At 68.3% G+C, this 17,184-nt stretch carries 16 protein-coding genes; 10 read left to right on the top strand and 6 right to left on the bottom strand.

Annotation, left to right across the window (positions count from 1 at the left end; genetic code table 11):
* Positions 1-10 precede the first annotated feature (10 nt).
* The 6 genes from rhmD (at position 11) to yccS (ending at position 6,322) form a co-directional block, all read left to right on the top strand.
* Positions 11-1,195 carry an L-rhamnonate dehydratase gene (rhmD, locus tag VAPA_RS27355; RefSeq protein ID WP_021003451.1) on the top strand — a complete coding sequence of 395 codons (1,185 nt, stop codon included), beginning with the start codon at positions 11-13 and terminating at the stop codon, positions 1,193-1,195.
* A gap of 12 nt (positions 1,196-1,207) precedes the next feature.
* Positions 1,208-1,537 (top strand): L-rhamnose mutarotase, encoded by a 330-nt coding sequence (locus tag VAPA_RS27350; protein ID WP_021003450.1) that lies wholly within the window; start codon positions 1,208-1,210, stop codon positions 1,535-1,537.
* Positions 1,538-1,550: 13 nt separating this feature from the next.
* The gene (locus tag VAPA_RS27345; RefSeq protein ID WP_021003449.1) at positions 1,551-2,321 is read left to right on the top strand and encodes an SDR family NAD(P)-dependent oxidoreductase; all 771 of its coding nucleotides are present in this window, start codon (positions 1,551-1,553) and stop codon (positions 2,319-2,321) included.
* Complete coding sequence (locus VAPA_RS27340; RefSeq protein WP_021003448.1) at positions 2,318-3,193, top strand: amidohydrolase family protein; 876 nt, start codon at positions 2,318-2,320, stop codon at positions 3,191-3,193. Before VAPA_RS27345 ends, VAPA_RS27340 begins: the two co-directional genes overlap by 4 nt.
* A gap of 289 nt (positions 3,194-3,482) precedes the next feature.
* The gene (locus VAPA_RS27335; RefSeq protein ID WP_021003447.1) at positions 3,483-4,043 is read left to right on the top strand and encodes a MarR family winged helix-turn-helix transcriptional regulator; all 561 of its coding nucleotides are present in this window, start codon (positions 3,483-3,485) and stop codon (positions 4,041-4,043) included.
* Positions 4,044-4,105: 62 nt separating this feature from the next.
* Positions 4,106-6,322 carry a YccS family putative transporter gene (gene yccS / locus VAPA_RS27330; protein WP_021003446.1) on the top strand — a complete coding sequence of 739 codons (2,217 nt, stop codon included), beginning with the start codon at positions 4,106-4,108 and terminating at the stop codon, positions 6,320-6,322.
* 12 nt (positions 6,323-6,334) lie between these two features.
* Here the strand turns inward: yccS and VAPA_RS27325 are convergent, their stop codons facing one another.
* The 5 genes from VAPA_RS27325 to VAPA_RS27305 form a co-directional block, all read right to left on the bottom strand.
* Positions 6,335-7,012: a GntR family transcriptional regulator gene (locus VAPA_RS27325; RefSeq protein ID WP_021003445.1), complete on the bottom strand. Its 678-nt coding sequence runs from the start codon at positions 7,010-7,012 to the stop codon at positions 6,335-6,337.
* Between the two features lie 61 nt (positions 7,013-7,073).
* Entirely contained in the window at positions 7,074-8,045 is a 972-nt protein-coding gene (locus VAPA_RS27320; protein ID WP_021003444.1) for a Bug family tripartite tricarboxylate transporter substrate binding protein, read from the bottom strand.
* 40 nt (positions 8,046-8,085) lie between these two features.
* Positions 8,086-9,075, bottom strand: a complete 990-nt coding sequence (locus VAPA_RS27315; protein WP_021003443.1) for a zinc-binding dehydrogenase — start codon at positions 9,073-9,075, stop codon at positions 8,086-8,088.
* A 19-nt stretch (positions 9,076-9,094) separates the two neighbouring features.
* The gene (locus tag VAPA_RS27310) at positions 9,095-9,913 is read right to left on the bottom strand and encodes an enoyl-CoA hydratase (protein ID WP_021003442.1); all 819 of its coding nucleotides are present in this window, start codon (positions 9,911-9,913) and stop codon (positions 9,095-9,097) included.
* Entirely contained in the window at positions 9,913-11,103 is a 1,191-nt protein-coding gene (locus VAPA_RS27305) for a CaiB/BaiF CoA transferase family protein (RefSeq protein WP_021003441.1), read from the bottom strand. The genes VAPA_RS27310 and VAPA_RS27305 overlap by 1 nt, the downstream gene beginning before the upstream one ends.
* Positions 11,104-11,236: 133 nt before the next feature.
* On the opposite strand from VAPA_RS27305, the gene VAPA_RS27300 reads away from it, so the two are divergent.
* The 3 genes from VAPA_RS27300 to VAPA_RS27290 are packed head-to-tail and all read left to right on the top strand — an operon-like array spanning position 11,237 to position 14,368.
* Positions 11,237-11,926, top strand: coding sequence for a GntR family transcriptional regulator (locus tag VAPA_RS27300; RefSeq protein ID WP_021003440.1), 690 nt, complete (start codon positions 11,237-11,239; stop codon positions 11,924-11,926).
* Between the two features lie 53 nt (positions 11,927-11,979).
* Positions 11,980-12,951, top strand: coding sequence for a Bug family tripartite tricarboxylate transporter substrate binding protein (locus tag VAPA_RS27295; protein WP_021003439.1), 972 nt, complete (start codon positions 11,980-11,982; stop codon positions 12,949-12,951).
* Positions 12,952-12,997: 46 nt separating this feature from the next.
* Positions 12,998-14,368, top strand: coding sequence for an MmgE/PrpD family protein (locus tag VAPA_RS27290; RefSeq protein ID WP_021003438.1), 1,371 nt, complete (start codon positions 12,998-13,000; stop codon positions 14,366-14,368).
* Between the two features lie 59 nt (positions 14,369-14,427).
* Here the strand turns inward: VAPA_RS27290 and ltrA are convergent, their stop codons facing one another.
* The gene (gene ltrA / locus VAPA_RS27285) at positions 14,428-15,936 is read right to left on the bottom strand and encodes a group II intron reverse transcriptase/maturase (RefSeq protein WP_051255411.1); all 1,509 of its coding nucleotides are present in this window, start codon (positions 15,934-15,936) and stop codon (positions 14,428-14,430) included.
* A gap of 402 nt (positions 15,937-16,338) precedes the next feature.
* On the opposite strand from ltrA, the gene VAPA_RS27280 reads away from it, so the two are divergent.
* On the top strand, positions 16,339-17,178 hold the full coding sequence (locus VAPA_RS27280) for an ABC transporter substrate-binding protein (protein WP_021003437.1): 840 nt from the start codon (positions 16,339-16,341) through the stop codon (positions 17,176-17,178).
* Positions 17,179-17,184 lie beyond the last annotated feature (6 nt).

Below are 17,184 nucleotides of genomic sequence, written 5' to 3'. Positions count from 1 at the left end.
GGTGCTGCTCATGGCTTCTCAGACCATCAAACAGGTTCGTGCCTACACCTTGCGTGGCGGCGGGGCCGACTACCACGACCAGTCCGACGGGCACTGGATCGACGACCACATCTCGACGCCGATGAGCAAGTACCCCGAATACCGCCAGAGCCGCCGCAGCTTCGGCATCAACGTGCTCGGCACGCTGGTGGTGGAAGTCGAGGCCAGCGACGGCACCGTGGGCTTCGCAGTCACGACCGGCGGCGAGCCGGGGGCCTTCATCGTGGAAAAGCACCTGGCGCGCTTCATCGAAGGGGCCCGGGTCACCGACGTCGAGAAGATCTGGGACCAGATGTACCAGTCGACCCTCTACTACGGCCGCAAGGGCATCGTGCTGAACACGCTCTCCGCGGTGGACCTGGCGCTGTGGGACCTGATGGGCAAGCTGCGCGAGGAGCCGGTGCACCAGCTGCTCGGCGGCGCCGTGCGCAACGAACTGCAGTTCTATGCCACCGGCGCGCGCCCGGACCTCGCGAAGCAGATGGGTTTCATCGGCGGCAAGCTGCCGCTGCAGCACGGCCCGGCCGAAGGCGAGGAAGGCCTGCGGCGCAATCTCGAGAAGCTGGCCCACATGCGCGAGCTGGTCGGCCCCGACTTCTGGCTGATGTACGACTGCTGGATGAGCCTGGACCTCAACTACGCCACGCGGCTGGCGCACGCCGCCGCTGATTTCAGGCTCAAGTGGATCGAAGAGGCGCTGCCGCCGGACGACTACTGGGGCTATGCGGCGCTGCGCAAGAACATGCCCGCCGGCATGATGGTCTCGACCGGCGAGCACGAGGCCACGCGCTGGGGCTTCCGCCTGCTCCTCGAGATGGGATGCTGCGACATCATCCAGCCCGACGTGAACTGGTGCGGCGGCCTGACGGAACTGGTCAAGATCTCTGCGCTGGCCGATGCGCACGGCGCGCTGGTGGTGCCGCACGGCTCGTCGGTCTACAGCTATCACTTCGTCATCACGCGGCACAACAGCCCGTTTGCCGAGTTCCTGATGATGGCGCCCAAGGCCGATGAAGTGGTGCCGATGTTCAACCCGCTGCTGCTGGACGAACCGATTCCGCAGCAGGGGCGGATGTCGGTGAACCAGCTCGACAAGCCGGGTTTCGGGGTGCGCCTGAACCCCGAATGCATGCTCGAGCGGCCCTACAGCCACTGAGGTGCGCAAGCGATGCCCGTGCGATCCTTCAGGCTCCAGCTGAACCCGGGCCAGGCGGCGGAATACCGGCGCCGCCACGACGCCCTCTGGCCCGAGCTGGCGGCATTGCTGCAGCAGGCGGGCATCGAGGACTACCGCATCTTTCTCGACGAGAAGGACGGCGCGCTCTACGGTGTCATGCGCTACCGGCGCGACGACCTGCTCGAAGCGTTGCCCCGTTCGCCCGTGATGCAGCGCTGGTGGGCCTACATGGCGGACATCATGCAAACCCATCCCGATCATTCTCCCGTCAGCGTCGAGCTGCTGCCGGTCTTCGCCTTCCCGCCCGAATCAGCCACCTGAAGGAGCGCTGCGCATGCTGCTAGCCAACAAGACCGTGATCGTGACCGGCGCCTCGCGCGGCATCGGCCGTGCCGTCGCGCTGGAATGCGCGCGCCAGGGAGCGCGCGTCATCATCGGGCACAGCGGCAGTGCCCAGGGCCGGACGGCCGCTTTCTCGCTGATGGAGGAAATCTCCGGCTTCGGCAGCCATGGCATCGAGGTAGGCAGCGATGCCGCCGATCCGGACACCGGCGCCAGGCTGGTCACGGCGGCGCTCGACGCCTTCGGGGGCGTGGACGTGTTCGTCAACAACGCCGGCATCTGCCCCTTCCATTCCTTTCTCGACATGCCCCGCGAAACCTACTTGCGCACGGTCGACACCAACCTGAACGGCGCCTACTTCGCGGTCCAGGCCGCCGCCAACCAGATGAAGAAACAAGGCAGCGGCGGCGCCATCATCGCCGTCAGTTCGATCAGCGCGCTGGTCGGGGGCGGCATGCAGACGCACTACACACCGACCAAGGCAGGGCTGCACTCGCTGATGCAGTCCTGCGCCATCGCGCTCGGACCCTACGGCATCCGCTGCAACACCGTGCTGCCGGGCACCATCGCCACCGACATCAACCAGGAAGACTTGGCCGATGAGGAAAAGCGCGCCTACATGATCCGGCGCACCACGCTGGGCCGGCTGGGCGCGCCCGAGGACATCGCCGGCCCGGTCGTCTTTCTGGCGTCGGACATGGCCCGCTATGTCACGGGCGCCGCGCTGCTGGTGGACGGCGGCATGTTCGTCAATCTTCAATGACCCCCGAACTCTGGCTGGAAACGCCCGGCGCGGGGTCGGGCACCTATACCGGGCCGATCGTCGATTCGCACATTCACCTGTTCGATCCCCGCCGCCCGCAAGGCATTCCGTGGCCTCCGAAATACGATGCGATCCATCGGCCCACGCTCCCTGCGGACTACTTCGCCGCGTCGGGGAAGCACTGCGTCACCGGTGCCATCGCCGTCGAAGCGAGTCCCTGGCAAGACGACAATTTCTGGCTGCTGGAAACGCTGCGCGTCGACGCCCGGATGCTCGGCTTCGTCGGCAACCTGGTGCCCGGTGCCGACGACTTTCGCCCCGCGCTGGAACGGCTGGCGGCCGAGCCCCTGTTCCTCGGAATCCGATGCGGCAACCTCTGGGATCGCGACCTGCGCGAAGGAGTCCGAAACCCCGCGTTCATTGACGACCTGCGCGCGCTGGCCGAGAGCGGCCGCAGCCTCGACAGCGCCAACCCCGATGCACGATTGATCGAGGCCCTGCTGGAGATCGCCCACCAGGTGCCGGCACTGAGGATCGTGGTCGACCACCTGCCCGGCGCCGTCATCCCGGTCTATCAGGAACAGACCTTCCTGCATAACCTGCGGACGCTGGCGGCGCATCCCGGGGTGTTCGCGAAGATCTCCCAGATTCCCGTGAACGCGAGCGATTCGGCACAGGCCCGCAACCGCCTGGACACCCTGTGGGAACTGTTCGGCGAAGACCGGTGCCTGTTTGGCAGCGACTGGCCCAACAGCCTGCACGAGGCCCCGTTTCCCGACATCCTGGGCTCGGCCCTGTGGTTCATGCGGGACAAATCCGAGCTGGCAAAGACGAAGTTCTTTTCGACGAACTCGGCTCGCGCCTACCGCTGAAACAGCATCCGGGATCGGCGCCGCCTGCCCCGGGCCAGGGCCGCCATGGGCGCTCCTCCTAAAATCGGACCATTCCCCTCAGATGCTGGGCCTCTGGTGTTCCTGCTTACGCGATTTGCGCTCCCTGCGCCTTCAAAAGATCACCGACAGCACGAGCTTTGCGACAGCTTGATGGAAATTGCTGCTGGAAGCTCTTCGCGAATGCACACGAAAGCACACGAGCCCTTCTAGTTTGTTGTTTTTCTTCGGGTTTCCGATTTATCCATCACTTCCGCGCGAGCCCGACCTGATGCACGACACGCAAGGCATGCAAGCCTTCCCCGATGCCAGCGCCCTGCGCGCGCCCCGCTCCCTGGACGAGCTGCTCCTGTACCGGCTTTCGCGCGCAGTGCGCACCGCCAGCGGCATGGCCACGCGCCTGGTCGAGGGCGGCTTCGGCATCACGCGCCGCGAGTGGGGAATGATCGGCACGCTCGCGCAGCACGGCGAGATGACCTCCTCGGCGCTGGCCGCGCATCTGCAGCTGGACCGCGTGCGCACCTCGCGCGGCCTGCGCAGCCTGGTCGAGAAGAAGCTGGTGTCGCGCCGGCAGGACGAGGAAGACCGGCGCGGTGTGCATGTGCGGCTGAGCCCCTCGGGCCGGCAGCTCTTCGAGCGGGTGTTTCCGCGCATCGCGGCCCTCAACACCGATCTGCTCGCCGGCATCGAGCCCGCGCAGCTCGACATCTTCCTGCAGTGCCTGCAGCATCTCGAACAGCGCGCGAGCGCTCTGAGCGCACAGGGCGTGGTGGCGGAGAAGGCCGACCGGCGCGCGGGCGGCACGCGCCACCGGTGGCCGGAGGCGGGCTGAATCCTGCGGATGCGGCCGCAGAACAGTCCGCGCGCTGGCACGCATCGTGCGAAACGATGGCAATGTCTTCTCTCTCCCTCGATCTTTTCCACCAGCGGCTTCGCCGGATGGCCGGCCACGCCCAGCCGCTGCGGGTGTTGCTCACGCTCGGCAGCCTGATGGCCATCGGCAGCCTCAGCGGGCACGCCGAAGCCATGACGCCGCTTTTCCTGGGTGCCATTGCAAGCGCCCTGGCCGAAACCGACGACAGCGGCCGGGGCCGGCTGCGCGCGCAGGCCGTCACGCTGCTGTGCTTCGCGGCGGCGGCCTTCGCGGTCGTGTCCTGGATCGACAACCCCGTGCTCTTCGTCCCGGGGCTGGCGCTGGCTGCGTTCTCGCTGACGATGCTGGGCGCGATCGAGCCCCGCTACAAGGCCGTCGGCTTCGCCACGCTCATTCTGGCGATCTACGCCATGCTGGGCATCGACGGCAGCGCGGCTGCCCCGGGCGGCGCTGGCCGGCTCCAGGAGGCCCTGCTGCTGCTGGCGGGCGCGGCATGGTATGGCGTGTTCTCGGTGGCATGGTGCACGCTCTTCCCCGCCCAGCCGGTGCAGGCGCAGCTGGCGGGGCTGTTCCGCGTGCTGGGCGACTATGTGTGTTTCAAGGCCTCGCTCTTCGAGCCGCTGCGCGGCATCGACATGGAGCGCAAGCGGCTGTCGCTCGCGCAGCTCAACACGCAAGTGGTGGCCGAGCTCAACGCCGCCAAGGAAGGCATCTTCCGGCGCATCGGCAGCACGCGCGCTCCCACGGGCCGCATCGTGCGCTACCGCGGCCTCTATCTGATTGCGCAGGACGTGCACGAGCGCGCCACCTCGTCGCACGACGACTACAACGCGCTGGCCGATGCCTTCTTCCACAGCGACCTGCTGTACCGCTGCCAGCGCGTGCTGACCCTGCAGGGCGAGGCCTGCAGGCGCCTTGCCCGATCCATCGAGCGGCGCGAACCCTTTGCCGCCGATCCGGCCAGCGGCCACGCGCTCGCGGAGCTGCAAAGCGCCATCGATCACGAGCGCGCGCAGCTGCGCGAACCGCGCCGGGCGGCACTGCTCGCGTCCGTCGAGGCCATGGCGTGGAACCTGGCGCAGCTCGAGCGGCAGCTCGCCGGCGCCACCGAACCGTCGGCCCGGGCCGGGCGCGCCGACATGGGGCTGTTCGACCGCTCGCCGCGCTCCGGGCGCGAGATGGTGGAACGCGTGCGGCACCAGTTCACGCCGCGTTCGGCGCTGTTCCGCCATGCGCTGCGGCTGGCGGTCGCGCTGGTGGCCGGCTACGGCGTGATGTTGCTGATCCATCCGGTGCGCGGCTACTGGATCCTGCTGACCACGCTGTTCGTCTGCCAGCAGGCCTGGGGCGACACGGTGTCGCGCGTCGGGCAGCGCATCGCCGGGACGGCGATCGGCGTGGTGGCGGGCTGGGCGCTGCTGGTGCTTTTTCCCCAGCCCTGGGCCCAATCGCTTTTGGCGGTGGCCGCGGGCGTGTTCTTCTTCGCCACGCGTGCGACGCGCTATCTGCTTGCGACCGCGGCCGTCACGGTGCTGGTGCTGATGTGCTTCAACCAGGTGGGCGACAGCGACGTGCTGATGGTGCCCCGGCTGATCGACACCGCCATCGGCAGCCTGATCGCCGCGCTGGCGATGGTCCTGGTGCTGCCCCACTGGCAGGCGCGGCGCTTCAGCGACCTGGCGGCAGCGGCGCTGCGCAACCACGCGCACTACCTGCGGCAGATCGCGAGCCAGTACCGCTCGGGCGCGCGCGACGACCTGGCCTACCGGCTCGCCAGGCGCAACGCCCACAACGCCGATGCGACGCTGTCCAGCGCCGTGTTCGAGATGTTCCGCGAACCCGGTTTCGTGCGGCCGCGCGCAGGCACGGCGCTGCGCTTCCTGATCCAGTCGCACACGCTGCTGAGCTACCTCTCGGCACTCGGCGCACACCGCGTGGCGCTGCATGCGCCACAGCAGCTGGATGCCCTGCGCATGGAAGCCGAGGGCACCGCGGCAGCGCTGGAGGCACTGGCGTCGTACATGGAGGGCGGCTTGCCGGAGGCTGGCGAAGCGAGCGCCGAACGCGTTGATCATGAGCCGCCGGAAGCAGCACCCCACAGGGGCGAGGCCGGCGATCACGCCGCGCGGCTTTTCCGCACCGAGCTTGCGCTGGTCCGTCAGCAGATCGAGGCGCTGCACGAACAGGCCGGCCGATGGCTGCAGCCGCAGCCGGACGGCGCGCCCCACTCGCCGTAGCCGAAGGCCGTGTCAGGCGCCCGGCTGCGGCTCCTCGAAATTCGACAGCAGCCGCGCCCGGCCGGCGAGCACGTGGCGCTCGGCCGCCGCGCGCGCACGCGAGCGGTTCGCCGCCGCAATTGCATCGAAGATGGCGCGATGCTCGATGTTCGAGCGGCGCATGTTGCCCGGCGCATTGAAGTACTTGCGCCGCACCAGGTGCAGCTCCTTCACGTAGTCGTCGTAGGCCTGGTAGGCGCGCCGGTTGTTCGAGAGTGTCAGGATCAGCGCATGGAACTGAAGGTTCAGCTCGTAGTAGAGCGTGCCGTCTTCGGCGTCGCAGGCCGCGTCCATGGCTGCGAGCAAAGCCTCGAACTGCTTCTTGTGCTCTTCGGTCAGATGCTCGCAGGCGCGCTCGGCCGCATAGCCGAACACCAGCGCGCGCATCTCGTAGATCTCGAGCATCTCGCGCAGCGAGAGCTGCCGCACGTACACGCCGCGGTTGGTCACGGCATTGACGATGCCCAGGCCCGCCAGCACCTTGATGGCCTCGCGGATCGGTCCGCGGCTGGTGCCCATGCGCAGCGCCAGGGCGGCCTCGTTGAGCCGCTCGCCCGGCTTGAACTCGCCGGTGTAGATCAGTTGCTTGAGCTCGTTGACGATGGCATCCGACAGGGCGGAACCTCGGGTGCTGGAAGATGGCGGGGGCATGGGGCAATCCTAACTTCAGACGGGCTCGGATCCCGCGCGCTCCGCGCTGCCCCGCCGGTCTCTAGTCGACCTTGACGTTCGCGCTCTTGACCAGCTTGACCCAGAACTTGCCGTCCTCCGCCAGGAAGCTGCTGAACTGCTCGGGCGATGCGGACACCGACACCTCGGTGCCGTCGCGCGCCAGCGAGGCCTTGACCGAGGGCTGCTGCATCGCGGCAATCGTTGCATCGTAGATCTTCTTCACGATGGGCGCCGGGGTGCCGGCCGGCACGAACATGCCGTACCAGAACTCGATGTGGTAGTCGGGCAGGCCTGCTTCCTTCATGCCGGGGAGGCCAGGCACCAGCGGCGAGCGCTCGCGCGTGCTCACGGCCAGCGCCAGCAGCTTGCCGCCGCTGGCCATGGGCAGCACCGAGGGCGAGGTACCGAAGGTCAGCTGCGTGTCGCCCGCCATCACCGACTGGATCGCCAGGCTGCCGCCGCGGTACGGGATGTGCGTCATCTCCGTGCCGGTCACCTGGCTGAACAGCGCGGCCCCGAGGTGCGGCGCCGAGCCGTTGCCCGAGGTCGAATAGTTGAGCTTGCCGGGGTTCTTCTTCGCCGCCGCGATGAGGTCGGCCACCGAGCGGATGCCGGTCGCGGGGTTGACCGCCAGCACCAGCGGCGAGGTGGTGATCCTGGTGACGGGCGCGAGGTCGCGCGCGGAGTACGACAGCCTGGAATTGAGCGCCGGGTTCACCGAGATGCTGCTCGGGCTCGCGATCAGCAGCGTGTAGCCGTCGGGCGGCGCCTTGGCCACGATGTCCGCGGCAATGCTCGATCCGTTGCCGGGCTTGTTGTCGATCACCACCGGCTGGCCGAGCGCCTTGGAAAAGGCATCGCCCATCGCGCGGGCCACGTAGTCGGCCGCGCCGCCCGGGGCGAAGCCGATCACGAGGCGGATCGGCTTGCTCGGATAGTCCGCGGGCTGCGCCCAAGCGGCGTGGCCGAACGCGCAGAGCCCCAATGCGAGGACGAGGTTCTTCGTTTGCATGCGCTTGTCTCCTTCTTTGTAGTTGTGGTGCGCCTTGCAGTCAGGCCGTTGCGGCCGGCATGCGCAGCGCGATCTTTCCGACATGGCCGGCGCTTTCCATCCGGTCCTTCGCTTCCTTCAGCTGCGCGAAGTCGAAAACCCGGTCGATGCGCGGCCTGACGCGGCCCGAGGCAATGTGCGGCAGCACGTCGGCCACGAAGCCCGGCACCGCGGCCGCGCGCTGCGCCTTGCTGCGCAGCTTGTTGGACACGCCGAACACGGTGAGCCGCTTCGCGTGCAGCGCCGCCAGGTCGAGCTCCGCCTTCACCACGCCGTCGACATAGCCCACGGTGGCGAGCCGGCCTTCGAAGGCCATGGCGCGGACGTTCTCGGCGAACACCGTGCCGCCGACGGTGTTGATGACAAGGTCGGCGCCGTGCTCCCGGGTCGCCTCCAGCACGGCGGCCGCGAAGTCGGGCGTGCGCGTGCGGATGGCGACGTCGAGCCCCAGGCTCTGCAGCAGCGCCAGCTTGTCGGCCGAGCCCGAGGTGCCGATCACCTTCGCGCCCAGCGCCTTGGCCAGCTGCAGCGAGGCCACGCCCACGCCCGAGGACACGCCGTTGATCAGCACCCACTCGCCGGCGCGCAGCCGCCCCTGCAGCACCAGCATGTCGTACGAGACCAGGAAAGTCAGCGCGACGCCAGCCGCTTCTTCCCACGACAGGTTGGACGGCATGGCCATTGCCTCGATCTCTTCCATCAGCGCGTATTCGGCGAAGGCGCCCGCGCAGCGGCCCATCACGCGGTCGCCCGGGCGAAAGCGCGTGACCTCGGCGCCGGTGGCCACCACCTCGCCGGCGCCCTCGCCGCCAATGGCTTTCCAGCTGCCGGCCGGGCCGTGCAGGCCGTGGCCCGAGACGAACTCGCCGCGGTTGAGCGCCGCCGCGTGCATGCGCACGAGCAACTGGTCCGCTCCCGGCTTCGGAACCTCCGCCTCGCGCATTTCGAGGAGGGTTGCCTCGCCGCTCATCTGCATCCAGTACGACTGCATGGTGTGTCTCCTGTTGTTCTCAGCGGCCCGTGAAGACCGGCTTGCGTTTCTGCATGAAGGCGGTGCGGCCTTCGGTGTAGTCGGCGCTCTCGAAGCAGCCGCGGATCAGCGAGGCGCACAGCGCCTGGTCGAGTTCCGGCGAGGGCTTGAGGATTTCGCGCGTGATCGCCTTGCCCGCCGCGATGGTGAGCGGCGCGTTATCGGCGATCGCGCCGGTGTATTCGGCCAGCAGCTGTTCCAGCGCGGCGGGCGCGCTCACGCGCGTCACCAGGCCGAGCGCCTTGGCCTCTGCGGCATCGATGCGCCGGGCGGTGAAGAACAGGTCCTTCGCGGCGCCGGGGCCGATCAGGTCGACCAGGTTCTTCATCGCGGAGTAGCGGTAGCCCAGGCCCAGGCGCGCTGCCGGAATGGAGAACACCGCATCCTCTGCGGCGATGCGGATGTCGCAGCTGATCGCCACGTTCACGCCGCCGCCGATGCAGTAGCCTCGGATGCAGGCGAGCGTGGGCTTGGGGAAGTCGTGGATGCTCATCAGCGCATCCTCGGCCATCGCCTCGTAGCGGGCGACGGCCTCGCGCGCGGCGCGCATGTCCTCGAACTGCGAGATGTCGGCGCCCGAGACGAAGGCCTTCTCGCCCGCACCCGAGAACACGGCCAGGCGCACGCGGTCGTCGTCCTGCGCCGTGCGAAGCAGCCGCGGCACCGCCTCCCACATGTCGACCGACAGCGCGTTGTGCCGCGCGGGGTTGTTGAAGCGGATGTGCAGCGTGCCGGCGTCGAGCCAGGCCTGCACGCGCTCGGTGCTGGATTCGTAGGTGGGTGGATTGGCCATGTTCATCAATAGACTCCGGTCGCTTTCATTCGGGCGAGGTCGTCCGGGCCGATGCCCAGTTCGCCAAGGACTTCCTCCGTGTGTTCTCCGCGCCGCGGCGCCGCGCGCGCGATGGTGCTGGGCGTGCGCTCGAGCTGCATCGGCTGGCCGACGAGCCGCTGCGGGCCGAGCCGCGGCGAGACCACGTGCTTGACCATGCCCAGGTGCTGGATCTGCGGCTCCTCGAACACTTCGCGCATGTCGCTGATCAGGCCGCAGGCCACGCCGCCTGCGTTGAACTGCTCGATCCAGTGGTTGCGGTCGTGGGCGGCCAGGCGCCGGTCGATCTCGGCGTTGAGCGCGTCGCGGTTGACCGAGCGCGAGGCCTTGTCGTGGTAGCGCGCGTCCTCGATCCATTCGGGCGCGCCGAGGATGTGGCAGAAGCGCTCCCAGATCTTGGAGCCGAAGACGGCAATATTGATGTAGCCGTCGCGCGCCTTGTAGACACCCGTCGGAATGCTGGTCGGATGGAAGTTGCCGGCCTGCGTGCCCACCTCGCCATCGATCAGGTAGCGCGAGGTCTGGAAATCCATCATGTAGACCATCGCCTCGAGCAGCGAGGTGTGCAGCCACTGGCCGCGGCCCGAGGCCTCGCGCTCCAGCAACGCGACCAGGATGCCCTGCGCCGCGAAGATGCCGGCGCACAGGTCGGCGATCGGAATGCCCACGCGCACGGGCCCGTCGCCCGGCAGGCCGGTGACCGACATCAGGCCACCCATGCCCTGCGCGATCTGGTCGAAGCCCGGGCGCCTGGCGAGCGGACCGCTCTGGCCAAAGCCCGAGATGCTGGCGTAGACCAGGCCGGGGTTGTCTTCAGCGAGCGTTTCGTAGTCGATGCCGAGGCGGAACTTGACGTCGGGCCGGAAGTTCTCGACCACCACGTCGGCATTCGCGATCAGGCGCTTGAGGGTGGCAACGCCCTCCTCCTCCTTCAGGTTGAGCGTGATCGAGCGCTTGTTGCGATGGGTGTACTGGTAGTCGGAACCGTCCTGCCCGCCCAGCGTGTCGTCGCCGCGCATGTGCTCGGGCATCTGCACCTGGATCACGTCGGCCCCCCAGTCGGCGAGCTGCCTGCAGGCGGTGGGGCCGGCGCGGACCTGGGTCAGGTCGACGACGCGAAATCTTTGCAGGGCGGAAGAGGCGGGCAAATGGGGCATGCGGACTCGATGAAAGGCCTTGAAGAGGCCTGATTGTTTTCATTGATCCAATAAGTGTCAACACTTTTATATAAACAGTGGACATTTACGGCTGCTGTCGTATACGATATTCCTGCAACCCAAAGGACCTTGCATGCTGCCCTGGCTCGCCGAACTCTCTGCCGACCACCTCTCGACCGTGCGCGACACGCCGCTCGCGAAGCTGGTGCGCGACGACATGCTGGCCATGATCCTGCGCGGCGAACTCAGGCCCGGCCAGCGCATCAACGAGCCCGACGTGGCCACCCGGCTCGGCGTTTCGCGGGTGCCGGTGCGCGAGGCCCTGCGCGAACTCGAAAGCACCGGCCTCGTGGTCGCGCGCAAGCACGCTGGCGTCTTCGTGCGCGAGCCCACCGGCGACGAGGTGCGCGAGCTCTACGAGATGCGCGGGCTGCTCGACGGCTTTGCCGGGCGCCGCGCGGCGCGGCTCGAGGCGCCGGCGCGCCTTGCGCTCGCCGACCGGCTCGATGCCTCCATCGACGCGATGAACGCCGCCTTTGCCGTGCACGACGTGCAGCGCTACTACCGCGAGAACCTGAACTTCCACTGGGCCATCGTCGAGGCGGCGGGCAACCACGCGCTGGCCGCGACCTACCGCACCGTGGTGCAGAAGCTGCACCTGTCGCGCCTGAAGAACCTGTCGCAGGACATGGGCATGCGGGCGTCGATCGCCGAGCACACGCGCATCGCGCGTGCGCTGCGCAAGGGCGACATCGCGCGCTGCGAAGACCTCATGGCGCGCCATGTGAGCGACGCCTACGACCGCCTGCAGAGCCGCCGCTGAAGGCGCGGCGCGACGCCCCTCGCTTAGACAAACCAACCAACCGGAGACAAGACATGCAACGCCGAACCTTCACCCTGGCGATTCCTTCCGCCCTGCTCGGGCTTCAAGGCCTCGCGCACGCGCAGGACTTTCCGAGCAAGCCGATCCGCTACATCGTGCCGGTGGCGGCCGGCGGCGGCAGCGACATGGTGGGCCGCACCGTCACCGAACGCTGGGGCAAGCTGCTCAACCAGACCTTCGTGGTCGACAACCAGGGCGGCGGCGGCGGCGTGATCGCATCGCAAAATACGGCGCGCGCGCCGGCCGACGGCTACACGCTGATGCAGGGCTACGTCGCCACGCACGGCACCAGCCCGGCCACGCGCCAGCTGCCCTACGACCCGGTGAAGGACTTCACGCCCATCGGCATGATCGGCGGCACGCCCAATGTGCTGGTCATCAACACCGACCTGCCGGCCAAGGACTTCAAGCAGTTCGTCGACTACGCGAAGAGCCAGGCGGGCAAGCTCAGCTACGGCTCGGCGGGCGCGGGCTCGCTCACGCACCTGACGATGGAACTGTTCAAGCAGCAGACCGACCTGCAGATGACCCACGTGCCCTACCGCGGCGTGGCACCGGCCTTCACCGACCTGATGGGCGGCCAGACCCAGGCCATGTTCCCCGGCCTGGCCGCGGCCATGCCGCACATCAAGTCGGGCCGCGCGCGGCCGCTGGCCGTCACCGGCAAGGCGCGCCATCCGCAGATCAAGGACGTGCCGACGCTCGAGGAGCTGGGCCTGAAGGGCTTCGACGCGATGCAGTGGTACGGCGTGGTCGGCCCGGCCGGCATGCCGGCGGCCGTGGTGAAGCTTCTGAACGACACCCTCAACACCGTGCTCAAGGCGCCCGACCTGAGCGAGAAGCTCGCGGTCGAGGCCGTCGAGCCCATGCCGATGAGCGCGCAGCAGTTCGGCGACTACATCAAGGCCGACCTCGCGCGCTGGACCCGGCTCGCGCGCGACCGCAAGATCGAACTCAACACCTGAAGCCCGTTTCCTTTTTTCTTAGCTACCCACCCGAGACTTCGCACACATGGCCCGCAACACCCAGGTCGCCGCCGACCACAACGCCCCTCCCATCACCCGCATCCTTGCCGAATACGTCGCAGGCCACGCCTCGCGCGGCTGGAGCGACGCGGTGGACCACGAGGCGCATCGCACCTTCCTCAACTGGCTGGGCTGCGCTGTCGGCGCCGCGCGGCACGAAGCCATGGAGGCTGCACTGGCCGCAGTGCAGGTGCTGCAGCCCGCACCGCAGGCCACGCTCCTCGGCCGCGCCGAGAAGGTCGACATCGCGAGCGCGGCGCTGCTCAACGGCATCACCTCGCACACCTTCGACTTCGACGACACCCACCTCAAGACCATCATCCATCCCGCCGGCCCGGTGGCCCCGGCCGTGCTCGCGCTGGCCGAGCACACCGGCGCGAGCGGCCGCGCCGTGCTCGATGCGCTGGTGCTGGGCATCGACGTGGCCTGCCGCCTGGGCAACACCGTCTACCCCGAGCACTACGACCGCGGCTGGCACATCACCGGCACCACGGGCATGTTCGGCGCGGCGGCGGGTTGCGCCCGGCTGCTCGGCCTCGATGCGGACCGCACGGCGATGGCGCTCGGCATTGCCGCGTCGCAGCCGGTCGGCCTGCGCGAGCAGTTCGGCACCATGACCAAGCCCTTCCATCCGGGCGGTGCGGCGCGTGCCGGCCTGATGGCCGCGCTGATGGCGCAGCACGGCTACACCGCGAGCCCGAGGGCGATCGAGGCGCCGCGCGGATGGGCGCAGGTGGTGTCCACCAAGTACGCCTGGAACGAAGTCACGGACGAGCTCGGCGAGCGCTTCGAGATCTCCTTCAACAGCTACAAGCCCTTTGCCTGCGGCATCGTCATTCACCCGAGCATCGACGCCTGCGTTCAACTGCGCGAGCGCGGCATCAGGCCGGAGCAGATCGAACGCATCGAACTCAAGGTGCATTCGCTGGTGCTCGAACTCACGGGCAAGAAGGAGCCGGCCGATGGCCTGCAAGGCAAGTTCAGCGTCTACCACGGGTGCGCGGCCGGCCTGCTGTTCGGCCGCGCGGCCGAGGAAGAATTCGCCGACGAGATCGTGAACCGGCCCGACGTGGTTGCGTTGCGCCGCAAGGTGATGGCCACGGTGGACGACGGCATCGACGAGGCCAGCGCCGACGTGACTGCCGTGCTGACCGACGGCCGCCGCGAGCATGTGTTCATCGAGCATGCCATCGGCTCGCTGCAGCGCCCCATGAGCGACGCCGACCTGGAGCGCAAGTTCCACGGGCTGTCCGACGGCATCCTGGGCGCGCAGCGCACCAGCGAGCTGCTGGCGGCCTGCTGGTCGCTCGGAACGGCCGCCGATGTTCGCGGCCTTGCGGCGCTGGCACGCCCCTGACAGTAGGAGTAGGAATGCCAGTCACCCAGCACCCCCTCCACAGATCCGTACGTGCGGAGCTACCGCATACGGCTCCTGCCTTGGGTCATGACGATCAGACGCTGGTTCGGGTACGGGTGGCAGATGTTCGCAACAGGCAGCCAATGCGCCATCAATCGATACATTCGACGCCACGTCAGGCCATGGCTCTGACTGCGGCGGCACAGCGTGCGATGCCACAGCCCGGCGACCTGGAAGCGGAATGTCCTCAGCCGCGCGCCGTTGCACGGCACGCCGAAGTAGCGCGCATGCCCGGCCACCACCGCCCGCAGGTACTGGCCCTGCTCCGGGATGGGTTGGTGCATGCGCCTTCTGAGTTCGAGCTTGACCACCTGCAGTTTGGCTCGCAGGCGTTTGGCACTGGTGAGCCGCAGGACCATGAAGTGGCCCTTCCTCGTCGTCCCGCAGCAATGCGTGAACCCCAGGAAGTCGAAGGTCTGCGGCTTGCCTTGTCCTCGGCGGCGTCGATTCTCCCGGGCGACGCGCCCGAACTCGATCAGCCGCGTCTTCTCGGGGTGCAGCTTCAGCCCGAATTGGCCCAGCCGCTCGGCCACCGCGCGCTGGAAGCGCTCGGCATCGTCGCGGAACTGGAACCCGGCTACCCAATCGTCGGCGTAACGCACGACGATCACGTCGCCTCGGGCATGGCGCCCCCTCCACTGCTTCACCCACAGGTCGAACGCATAGTGCAGGTAGATGTTGGCCAGCAGCGGACTGATGCTCCCACCCTGAACCGTACCCACCTCACTTTGCCTCAGCCTGCCTTCTTCCAGCACGCCCGCGTGCAGCCATTTCTTGATCAGCCGCACCACGCGCGTGTCCGCCACGCGGTGTTCGATGAACTTCACCAGCCAGTCCCTTTCGATTGTGTCGAAGAACTTGGCAATGTCCGCATCGAGAATCCAGCTCACTCGTCTGCTGTGCACACCTACCGCCACGGCATCCAGCGCGTTGTGCGCACTCTTGCCGGGCCTGAAGCCGTAGCTGAACCCGAGGAAGTCCTGCTCATAGATGGCGTTCAACACTTCGACCGTGGCGCGCTGGACGAGCTTGTCCTCCAGCGCCGGCACGCCCAGCGGGCGCTTGCTGCCGTCGGCCTTGTCGATGTACACCCGCTTCACAGGCTGGGGCCGGTAGCCCCCTCGGGCCAACCGTTCGGACAGATCCAGGAGGTTGCCCTCCAGGTCCTGCCCGTACGCCTGCCAGGTCTGGCCGTCCACCCCAGCGGCCGCGTCGCGCTTGAGCGCAAGGTAGGCCGCCTCAAGGCGTTCGACCGCGTAGATGTGGTGCAGCAGTCCAGTGAACCTCGCACCACGACGGCCCTTTGCCGTCTGTCGTATGCCATCGAGCGCGGTTCCCATGTCATAGACCCGCACCGATCTGCGGGACATGCGCGCCGCGATGGCATTTCCCTTGGCCTGCCGCCTTCCCTCCACCGCCTCCGCCGCCGCAGGAGCTTCCCCCGCAGCCTTGTTCGGCAGCTTCTTCGGTACTACGCAGCAGTCCGACTTCCCGCTCCTATCGCTCATCGTCGTACGCCCTTGGGCTTCACGATGCGCTCTGCACTCGACGCTTCCCAGCGCGTTGCAGAAGGACGCGGGATCTCCCGGTTTCCGTGCAAGGTGTTTCCGCGCGTGCGCGGGGTCTCTGACCGCGCGGGGTCCCATGCCACCTCGCCAAAGCGGCAGCATCGGTGTGGCCTTCGGCAATCTCCTACTGCCTCGGCACCCCGGACCACCCGCAGCTCTCGCCGCGGGGCATGTATTACGCGGCTCGATACCCGGCCCGCGCGTACCCCTGTCAACGCTTCGCCCACACCCTCACGAATGTGCACGCATGACTCGGGGCCGCCGTAGCTGGCTAAGCCTTCAACGTATGACTCTTTCATTCACAACACCTCGCCGGCTTTGACCGGCGCACAGGAGACGCCCATGACGCAGCCCGGCTTTCTGCGCGCAATGCACCACACCATCAACCGCCGCGCCGTCTGCGCTGCGGGCGGGCTCTTGCTGGCGGGCTGCGCCGGCACCACGGCCAGCTCGCAGGCTGCCGCCGCGGCGCAGCTCGGCGCCACCGGCAAGCTGCGCGCGGCCATCAACTTCGGCAATCCGATTCTTGCCAAACGCGGTGCGGGCGACGCGCCGCAGGGCGTCTCGGTGGACCTCGCGCGCGAGGCGGCACGCCGCCTCGGCCTGCCCATCGAACTGGTGCAGTTCAACTCCGCCGGCAACGTGGTGGAAGCCGTCAAGGCCCGGCAGGTCGACATGGCCTTCGTCGCGATCGACCCGGTGCGCGCCGCGGACATGGAATACACCGCGCCCTACGTGATCATCGAAGGCGCCTACCTGGTGCGCAGCGCCTCGCCGCTGCAGCGCAACGCCGACGTCGACCGCGCCGGCAACCGCGTGGTGGTGGGCCGCGGCAGCGCCTACGACCTGTACCTGACGCGCGAGCTGAAGGCCGCCACGCTGGTGCGCGCACCGACCTCGCCCGAGGTCACGAACCAGTTCCTCGCCCAGAACCTCGAGGTGGCCGCCGGGGTGAGGCAGCAGCTCGAAGCCGATGCCACGCGCGTGGGCGGCGTGCGCCTGCTGCCGGGGCGCTTCATGGTGATCGAGCAGGCCGTGGGCGTGCCCAAGGGACGCACTGCGGCGCAGGCCTGGCTCAGCGGTTTCATCGAGGAAATGAAGGCCTCGGGGTTCGTGGCCGATGCGCTGAGGCGCCACGGCGTCGAGGGCGCAGCCGTGGCGCCCCGCGGCTCCGGCGGCTGAGCGAAC

The organism is Variovorax paradoxus B4 (assembly GCF_000463015.1).
In the GTDB taxonomy this organism is placed as follows: Bacteria; Pseudomonadota; Gammaproteobacteria; order Burkholderiales; family Burkholderiaceae_C; genus Variovorax; species Variovorax paradoxus_E.
The sequence above is the reverse complement of the archived record's forward strand: the minus strand, read 5'-3'. Positions and strand labels throughout refer to the sequence as shown.